This window comes from Palleronia sp. (assembly GCF_042089775.1).
Lineage (GTDB): Bacteria > Pseudomonadota > Alphaproteobacteria > Rhodobacterales > Rhodobacteraceae > Palleronia.
The window spans coordinates 41304-49926 of record NZ_JBELKF010000020.1 but is presented as its reverse complement, the minus strand read 5'-3'; the positions used below and the strand labels follow the sequence as shown (position 1 = coordinate 49926).

The 8623-nt window shown below is 66.1% G+C and carries 11 protein-coding genes and 1 pseudogene; all 12 read right to left on the bottom strand.

What is annotated here, in order from left to right:
• Positions 1-153 precede the first annotated feature (153 nt).
• Positions 154-429 carry a hypothetical protein gene (locus tag ACFDS3_RS07585; protein WP_375261747.1) on the bottom strand — a complete coding sequence of 92 codons (276 nt, stop codon included), beginning with the start codon at positions 427-429 and terminating at the stop codon, positions 154-156.
• A 24-nt stretch (positions 430-453) separates the two neighbouring features.
• Complete coding sequence (locus tag ACFDS3_RS07580; RefSeq protein ID WP_375261746.1) at positions 454-729, bottom strand: CBS domain-containing protein; 276 nt, start codon at positions 727-729, stop codon at positions 454-456.
• Positions 729-1634: a FoF1 ATP synthase subunit gamma gene (locus ACFDS3_RS07575; protein WP_375261745.1), complete on the bottom strand. Its 906-nt coding sequence runs from the start codon at positions 1632-1634 to the stop codon at positions 729-731. The genes ACFDS3_RS07580 and ACFDS3_RS07575 overlap by 1 nt, the downstream gene beginning before the upstream one ends.
• Complete coding sequence (locus ACFDS3_RS07570) at positions 1618-3150, bottom strand: F0F1 ATP synthase subunit alpha (protein WP_375261744.1); 1533 nt, start codon at positions 3148-3150, stop codon at positions 1618-1620. Before ACFDS3_RS07570 ends, ACFDS3_RS07575 begins: the two co-directional genes overlap by 17 nt.
• Positions 3140-3910 (bottom strand): F0F1 ATP synthase subunit B, encoded by a 771-nt coding sequence (locus ACFDS3_RS07565; RefSeq protein ID WP_375261743.1) that lies wholly within the window; start codon positions 3908-3910, stop codon positions 3140-3142. Before ACFDS3_RS07565 ends, ACFDS3_RS07570 begins: the two co-directional genes overlap by 11 nt.
• A 3-nt stretch (positions 3911-3913) precedes the next feature.
• Positions 3914-4204, bottom strand: a complete 291-nt coding sequence (locus ACFDS3_RS07560) for a F0F1 ATP synthase subunit C (RefSeq protein WP_375261742.1) — start codon at positions 4202-4204, stop codon at positions 3914-3916.
• Complete coding sequence (locus tag ACFDS3_RS07555) at positions 4201-4887, bottom strand: F0F1 ATP synthase subunit A (protein WP_375261741.1); 687 nt, start codon at positions 4885-4887, stop codon at positions 4201-4203. Before ACFDS3_RS07555 ends, ACFDS3_RS07560 begins: the two co-directional genes overlap by 4 nt.
• Positions 4878-5177: an ATP synthase subunit I gene (locus ACFDS3_RS07550; RefSeq protein WP_375261740.1), complete on the bottom strand. Its 300-nt coding sequence runs from the start codon at positions 5175-5177 to the stop codon at positions 4878-4880. The genes ACFDS3_RS07555 and ACFDS3_RS07550 overlap by 10 nt, the downstream gene beginning before the upstream one ends.
• Positions 5174-5458 (bottom strand): AtpZ/AtpI family protein, encoded by a 285-nt coding sequence (locus tag ACFDS3_RS07545; RefSeq protein ID WP_375261739.1) that lies wholly within the window; start codon positions 5456-5458, stop codon positions 5174-5176. Before ACFDS3_RS07545 ends, ACFDS3_RS07550 begins: the two co-directional genes overlap by 4 nt.
• Positions 5451-5864, bottom strand: a complete 414-nt coding sequence (locus ACFDS3_RS07540) for an ATPase (RefSeq protein WP_375261738.1) — start codon at positions 5862-5864, stop codon at positions 5451-5453. The genes ACFDS3_RS07545 and ACFDS3_RS07540 overlap by 8 nt, the downstream gene beginning before the upstream one ends.
• Positions 5861-7267 (bottom strand): F0F1 ATP synthase subunit beta, encoded by a 1407-nt coding sequence (gene atpD, locus ACFDS3_RS07535; RefSeq protein WP_375261737.1) that lies wholly within the window; start codon positions 7265-7267, stop codon positions 5861-5863. Before atpD ends, ACFDS3_RS07540 begins: the two co-directional genes overlap by 4 nt.
• Positions 7268-7427: 160 nt before the next feature.
• Positions 7428-8609: pseudogene (locus ACFDS3_RS07530) on the bottom strand (acetate/propionate family kinase); the annotation flags it as partial.
• Positions 8610-8623: the final 14 nt, after the last annotated feature.

Here is an 8623-nt window from a genome sequence, read left to right as displayed (position 1 = left end):
CAAATCACTCATATCGCCCCCTCTTGTTCGAGGGCCGCGAATCATGCGGGCCGCACAGCCTCAACCTGATTAATGGGTCCTGAGCCTAGCTCGCAAGGCCGCTCGAAGATGGCCATATTCAGGTTATTGCACAGAGCGAGTTTTGCCATGCCGCTACAATACCGGCGACAAATGGAGCGACTCAAAGTAGGAGGTTTCGCACCGCATACTATGTCGAATTGATTGGCCATGACTCTGTGACGATGGCAGGGCGGCAATGACGTTGACGAGGACGAGGACCGCCGGGTCAGCGCCGCTCCACGATCTCACCAGAGCCTGACCGGGAAGCTCCTCGCTGGCATCGAGGGCGATGTCGCCGAGGGACACGACACCGACGAGCCTGCCGGACCCATCGCAGACGAGTAGCCGGCGTACCTGGAGGTCACCGATCTGCCGCGCAACGTCCAGAACCGATTACCGCGGCGAGCAGGCGCGCAAGGTTCGGGACACGATCTCCGACACTGCGATCTCGGCCGTCGGTCCGATCTCCGGCAAGACACGGATCGCGAGGTCGCGATCCGTCACCACTCCGGTCGGGCGGCCGTCGAGGCAGATCGGCAGCCAGCCTATGTCGCGATCCTTCATCGGCGCCGCCGCCGCGCGTACCGACGCCTGCGGGCCGATCGTGGTGCAGGGCCGCCTCATGATCCGCTCCGCCAGCAATTCGCCCTCCCCCGCCATGCGGACCATCACCCCTCCACCTGCGCGGCCCCGTGCTTTGGCTTTCGGTCGCGGGCTTGCAGCGCCTCAAACCCGGAGATCACGTCCAGCAGTTCCGTCGTAATCTGCGTTTGTCGGACACCGCGCATGTCCGCGTTCAGATCCTCCAGGCGGTCGTCGACCGACTTCTCCGCCTGCTGCATCCGCACCAGACGCGTCGCATTCTCGGTTCTCATGGCCTCGGCAATCGCGCGGTAGAGCGTGGCGAAGAGCAGGTTGCGAACGATGGCGGCGAAGAGAGGCTCCGGCTTCATGGTGACCATTGGCAGAGTTGTCGAAGATCGCGGCCGTCGTGCCAGGTCTTTCAGCATGACAGGGTCCAGGGGCAGCAACTTGCGGGTCACGGGTCGGTGCTGGCCATTCTCCATCCGCTCGGTGAACACCAGCGTCACGGCGATATCGGCCTCGGCACTCAGGTCGTTGAGGCGTGCAACCAGCGTTCCGGCAAGGCGTGCGATCCCGTCGGTATTCGCAGCCGGAAAGAGCGTGGCATCGGGATGCAGTCCTTCCCCGAGCAAGGCGTCCTCCAGCTGCGCCCCGACGCAGAGCACCCGAAGATCGTCGGCCTCGGGCAACGTCTGGCGGGCGTGCAGAGCCAGCGCTTCGTTGTAATTGCCGCAAAGCCCGTGATCCGAGCCGAGGGGCACGACGACATGGCGCCGTGTCTGCGGTTGTCGTCCTGCAAGCGGCCCCACGCAGCGCAGGAAGGTCGCGAGACCGTCGAGCACCGTCTCGCGATAGGCGTCGATATTGCGCGCCGCCTCCTCGTAGGAGGTCGCATTGACCGCAGCCATGGCCTTCATCGCATGCACGATGCCGCGCACGCTATGGAAAGAGTCGATCCGGTGGGACAGGGCCTCAAGCGTCTCGGCCATTGCCACCTCCTGCAGACGCGGCCGCTTTTCGCCCCAGGTCCAGGACGCGATCCCGCTGAACCTCGTCCATCGGAGCGTCGGCGGCCAGTGTGTCGGCCAGCCCGGCATCGTCCTGCCGGATCGCCTGCCGGATCGCCTGTATCGCGGCGGCGGCATGCCCTTCGTCCAGCCCGTCCAGAACACCGTTCATCGCGCATGTCAGAACGGCAAGCTGTTCTACCGCCGGCATCGGGTCGCGCTCGGGCTGGCGCAGCGCAGCGCGCGCGGCAGCTCCGCGCGTCAATCGATCCCGCGTCGCCGGATCGAGACGCGTGCCGAAGCGTGCGAAATCCTCGAGCTCCTCGAACTGCGAAAGTGTCACCCGCAGATTGCCTGCGATATCGCGCATGGCGCGTGTCTGCGCCTTTCCGCCGACCCGACTGACAGAGAGGCCCAGATCGACCGCTGGAAACTGGTTCTTCCGCACCAAGCGCGGCGACAGGTAAAGCTGCCCGTCGGTGATCGAGATCAGGTTCGTCGGGATATAGGCCGATAGATTTCCCGACTGGGTTTCCACCACCGGCAAGGCGGTAATCGACCCTGCGCCCGCCGATTTGGCGAACTGTCCCGCACGCTCCAGAAGCCGCGCGTGCACGTAGAAGATGTCGCCCGGATAGGCCTCACGTCCCGGCGGGCGGCGCAAGAGCAGCGACAACTCGCGGTAGGATTGCGCATGATGCGTCAGATCGTCGAAGACGATCAGCACGTCGCGCCCCTTGTCCGCCAGCGCCTCGGCCATCGCCATGGCGGCGTAGGGTGCGATGTAGGCCAGCCCGGGGGCTTCCCCGTCGCCGGCGATAACTGCGATGGTGTTCTCCATCATGCCGCCGTCGCGGATCGCACCGAGGACCTTTGCCACCGCATCGCCACGCTGGCCGATCGCGCAGTAGATACAGGCGACACCCGTGGTCATCTGGTTCAGGATCGCGTCGACCGCGATGGATGTCTTGCCGGTCTGCCGATCCCCGATGATCAGCTCTCGCTGGCCAAGGCCGATCGGTATGGCGGCATCGACGGCCTTGAGCCCGGTCGCAAGCGGGCGCCTCACCGGCGTCCGGTCGAGGACGCCGCGAGCGTCGGCTTCGACAGGCCTGAGGAGCTGACAGGACACGGGCCCCATCCCATCCAGCGGCCGGCCAAGGGCATCGACCACGCGGCCCAAGAGTCCCGCACCGACGGGCACGCTGACCACGCGCCTCGTGCGCCGCACCTCGTCGCCGGGCAGAACGGCCTCGGGCGGGCCCAGAAGAACGGTACCGAAGCGGCCGGGCTCGAGGTCGAACACCATGCCTTGGACGCCGCCGGAAAAGATGACCAGTTCGTCGGCCAGTGCGCGGCTCATCCCCGTCACGATGGCGATGCCATCCCCGGCTTCGGCGACCTGCCCGACCTCGCGCAACGCAGGCTCCGGCGCCGGTGCATCGAGGAGCTGCCCGACGAGCCCCAGTGCCCCCTCGGCCGTGGGATCAGGTTGCATGGATCGCCTCCATCCTGTCGGGCGCAAGAGACGCATTGTCCCGCAGGGCGTCCTTCAGGCCGTCGAGGTAGTCGCCAACGGTCCAGCCCAATTCGGTTCCGCCGATCCGCAGGCTCAGCCCCGGCGACTGTGCAGGATCGGTCCGGAAAGAGACCGGCGCATGGACATCCATCTCGGCGAGCTTGTCCAGAAGTTGTTTCTGCAGCGCCTCCGGCAGCGGGCTTTGCGTTGTCACCACGATGCGTCCTGCGCCGCCCTCGATCCCCGAAGCCCTCTCCAGCATCGACGGTATCCGGTGGACCGCGTGGCGGACGATGCGCTGCTCCAGATCGTCATCCGCCAGATCGGCCAAAGCCTTGCGGGTCAGCGCCAGGAGCGCGCCGGCACCGCGGATCTGCAAGTCCTCCGCGAACCGGCGCGACGCCGTCTCGCGATCCGCCCGACTGGCCTCTGCCTCGCGCCGGCTCCGCTCGCACGCCTCGGCGATGAGCACGGCGCGCTCGGCCTCGGCCGCCGCCCGGACCTCGGATCGGATGCGTTCGCGGTCGGCGTCCAGACCGGCCACCCGGCTCTCGAACTCTGCCTTGGTCTTCTCGCCTTGGATGCGCACCTCCTCGGCCGCTCCCATTCGCCTGGCGATCTCCGTCTCGCGCGCTTCGATCCCATCGAGGATCGGGCGGTAAAGAAACCGCTTGAGCAGCCAGACCAGAACAAGGAAATTGGCGATCTGGGCGCCGACGGTGATCCAGTCGATCGACATGGTTCAGTTGCCCGCCCCCTGTGTCACGGTGACCGCAACGCTGTTCCAGAACGGATTGGCGAAAAGCAGGATCATCGCGACCACGAAGCAGTAGATCGCTGTGGATTCAATCATTGCGAGGCTGACGAACAGGGTGCGCGAAATGGTCGATGACGCATCGGGCTGCTGCGCCATTGCGCTCAGTGCGGCTGCCGCGGCACGTCCTTCTCCCAAGGCTGGGCCGAGCGCTCCGAACGAGACCGTGAGGCCCGCCGTGAAAATCGAGATCATCGCGATAAGTCCGGCATCGGTCATCGGTTTTCCTCTGGTTTGCTGGTCGGTGCACTCACCGACGAGATGTAGACGGTGGCGAGAATGGCGAAGATGTAGGCCTGCACGACGCCAGTCAGCAGCCCGAGCATGTCCATCACCACCGGGAAGAAGAACGGCGCGACTCCGAGGAGGATCGCCGCGATCACCGCGCCGCTCATGATGTTGCCATAGAGCCGGATTGCGAGAGAGACGCCGCGGGTGAACTCGCCGATGATGTTGAACGGAAGCATGATCGGCGTCGGCTCGAGATACGTCTTCAGATACGCGCGAAGGCCCCTGCTGCCGATGCCGAAGATCGGCACGGCCAGCAGCACCGAAAGGGCCAGAGCCGCAGTAGTGGACAGCGACGCGGTGGGTGCATGGAAACCGGGAACAACCATCAGCAGGTTGGATGTCACGATGAACAGGAACAGCGTGCCGGAAAAGTAGAGGATCCGCCTGTCCGGTGTCTGGCTGATCTCGGCGATCTGGCCCTGAATGGTCAGCACCACCGTCTCAAGCGTGGTGCGCCAGCGATCGGGTGGCACATCGGCCTTGAGGTTGCGCGTGATCAGCGCGGCGATTCCCGTCAGAAGCGCCATGACGAGCCAGGTGAACACGATCGTCGCGTTCAGATCAAAGCCCCGAAAGCTGAGAACGATTATGTCGTCCGACGTCAGTTCCACGAGGTCGCTTCCCTCGACGGCGCCGCGCGGACCCATTGGACGATGAGCATGCGGACGACCAGGAACCCGACCGCGAAACTCAGCACTGCCTGCGTCCCGACCAGCGCCGCCCCGTAGCCCGCCGCAAGCAGCGCACCGATCCGAAGCGCGGCGCTCGCCAACAAGATCGGAAGGGGCCGAGCGCGGCGCCATGCCATCCGCATGCCGATCGCCAATCCCGCCAGATAAAGCGCGGCTGCAAGCGCCCCCGCCGCAAGACCCGCGCCAAGCATGATCAAGTCCGGTGTCATTCCTTGCGCTCCTTTTCAATCCATCCCCAAGCGATGAACATGCCGACGACCAGCCCCCCCAAAAGCAGCGCCAGCGTCCAGGAAAATCCGTCGGGCCAGTTGCGGTCCAGCCAGAGGCCGATCAGCGCGCCACCGACCGTCGGCACGGCCACAGCCCAGCCTATCATGCCAAAGTACCCGAAGCCCCTGAGCGGGCTTGGACCTGGCGAGGCACGCGCGGACATCTTTCGGCGCGCATCCTCGTCGATCCGATCTCTGCGGCCGTTGGCGCCCTCAGACATGTTCCGGCCTCAGAACTTCGGCAAAACGCCGCACCATCGTCGCCTCCAGCCGCGACATGGCGGTGCGCGCCACCCGCTCGCTGTCCTCGCTGACGTCGAAATACGACCGGGCCGTCTTCCGCAGGCTTTCCAGGTCACGGCTCTCGACCCCGCGCCAGACGCCGATGTCGACCTTGTGCCCGGTCTTGACCAGAAGCCCCTCGTCGATGCCGAAAACGCGCTCTGTGCCCTCTGCATCGACGATCAACAGGACGGACGGGACCAGCGCTGTCACGAAATCCACGTGGTTCGGCAGGACGCCGAATGCGCCGTTGGAGGCAACGGCGTTCAGCTTCCGCGCGTCGCCCTCAAAGAGGGTCCGGTCAGGCAGCCGCAGCGCGACGGTCATCTTTCCGCGCATGGTCATGACCCGGCTTCCGCATCGGAAAGGGTGCCGATCATGTAATAGGCGCTCTCCGGCAAATCAAAGCTGTCCTGGCTCAACAGGGCTTCGCACCCGTCGAGCGTATCGGACAGGGCGACCGTCCGCCCGCCCGCGCCCGTGGATCCGGCGACCGTCACGAAAGGCTGGGTCAGGAACCGTTCCAGGCGGCGCGCCCTGGCGACCACTGCGCGATCCCGTGCGGAAAGCTCCTCCATCCCGAGCATGGCAATGATGTCGCGCAGGTCCTCGTATTCCGCAAGCGTGCGGCGCACCGCGCGCGCCACGTCATAGTGGCGCTGCCCGACGACCGAAGGGGTGAGCATCACCGACGACGACGCCAGGGGATCAACCGCGGGATAGAGCCCCTCGCTCGCGCGCTTGCGCGACAGCACGACCGACGCCGACAGGTGCGAAAAAATCTGCGCCGCCGCCGGATCGGTGAAGTCGTCGGCAGGAACATAGACCGCCTGGATCGACGTGATGGCGCCGGACTTGGTCGAGGCGATCCGCTCCTCCAGTCCCGCCAGCTCGGTGGCCAGCGTCGGCTGATATCCCACCCGTGAAGGCATCCGTCCCATCAGGCCAGACACCTCCGAACCGGCCTGAACGAAGCGAAAGATGTTGTCGATCAGCAGCAGGACGTCCTGGCCGCGGTCCTCGCGAAAGTACTCAGCCATCGTCAAAGCCGAATGACCGACCAGCATCCGCGCGCCGGGGGCCTCGTTCATCTGGCCGAAGAGCATGACGAGCTTGTCGCGCACGCCCGCCTCTCCCATCTCGCGCCAAAGCTCCTCGGCCTCGCGGGTGCGCTCGCCGATGCCGCAGAACAGGCTGACCCCATGATGATGCTCGACGACATTGTGGATCAACTCGCTGAGCAGCACGGTCTTGCCGACGCCTGCGCCACCGAAGAGCCCCGTCTTGCTGCCGCGCTCGATGGGGGCAAGCAGGTCGATCGCCTTGATGCCGGTCTCCAGCAGTTCCGGGCGGGGCTGCCGTTCGGTCAGCGCGGGCGGGGCGCGGTGGATCGACCGGCGCTCGTCGGTTGCGGGCGGGGAAAGCCCGTCCAGCGGCCGGCCCAGCACATCGAGCATTCGGCCCAGCACGGCGTCTCCCACCGGTACCTCGATCGGCGCGCCGCTGTCCCTGATGCGGCTGCCGATCTCCAACCCCCGGACCGGCGCCAGCGCGATGCATCGCGCGACGTTGCCCTCGACATGCGACATGACCTGAAGCGGGATCTCGCCCGCAAACAGGAGCCTGTCGATGCGAAGTGCAGGTCCCTCGGCGCGCACGTCGACGACGCCACCGCGGATAGCGACGACCGATCCCGCTTCGCCGGGTTTCGGGGCACTGGGAGCAAGCGCGACGGGTTCGTCAACCATCGGCCAGTCCGCCATCGGACCGGCTGGACGCGCCGGAGATGCGAAAGATGCTGCGCCGAAGCCTCCACATGGATCTTGTCCTTCACCGACCGATTCCATCGCGGCCGGGTCCCTCCCGAACGCGATGCCTCAGAGAGTACCGTGCATCGCCCGCGCCGCATTAATGCAGATCAAAATTCCAGATGCGGCCCCCGATAATGATCCGCTGCACCGCGCGGGCGATCACGATCTCCTCATCGGTCGGAATGCGCAGGACGTTCACCGCCGAACCTGCCGTCGATAGCCGCGTTTCTCCGGCTTGGTTGGCCGCCGGGTCCAGCTCGGCCCCGAGCCATCCCAGCAGCGCGACGATCTCGCGTCGGACCCGGGCCGAGTTCTCGCCGATCCCGGCGGTGAAGATCAGCGCATCCAGCCCGCCCAGCGCGGGCACGAGCGCTGCGATGCTGGACGCCGCGCATGCGCAAAACAGCGCGATGGCCTCGGCAGCCTCAGGCCTTTCGTCCGCTTCCAAGACCTGCATCGCGTTGCTGATGCCGGAAACCCCGTAAAGCCCCGATTGATTGTAAAGCAGGTCTTCGACCGCCTCCGCGGACATGCCGCGCGCACGGATCAGATGCAGCACCAATCCGGGGTCCAAGGACCCGCAGCGCCGGCCCATCATGAGGCCGTCGAGCGCGGTGAATCCCATGCTGGTCGCGACACTCTGCCCGCCCTTGAGGGCGCAAAGGCTCGCGCCGTTGCCCAGATGCGCGACGATCACGCGATCCCGCTCCGCCGCGTCCAGATGCCGGGGAAGGACATGCGCGATGTACTTGTAGGACAGGCCGTGGAAGCCGTAGCGCAGCAATCCTTCCTCCGCGTAGGAACGGGGGAGCGCGAAGAGCTGCGACAGACGCGGCATGCTGCGGTGGAAGGCGGTGTCAAAGCAGGCAACCTGCGGCAAGCCCGGCGCCACGGCCGCGACCGCGCGAATGGCCGCGAGATTGTGCGGCTGATGCTGCGGCGCAAGATCGCTCAGCGCCTCGAGCTGCGCCATGACGTCCTCGTTTATCCGCACCGGTTCCGCAAAACCGCGACCACCGTGAACCACCCGGTGCCCGGCGGCGATTGGCGTGCGTCCCAGATAGTGCTCGATCCAGCCGAGCAGCTCGCCCGTCAGGTCCTCGTGGGTCGCGGAACCGGACCGGGACACGGGAAGGTCCAGTGCCTGCCCATCTTTGTCCTTCGCCGAGACCTGAAGGCTGCGGCCGATACCCGCGATCATGCCCCGTACCAGAAGCTCCGGCTCGTGCGAGACGGCGTAGAGCCCGAACTTGATGCTGGACGACCCGGCATTGATGGTAAGGATGGCGTCTG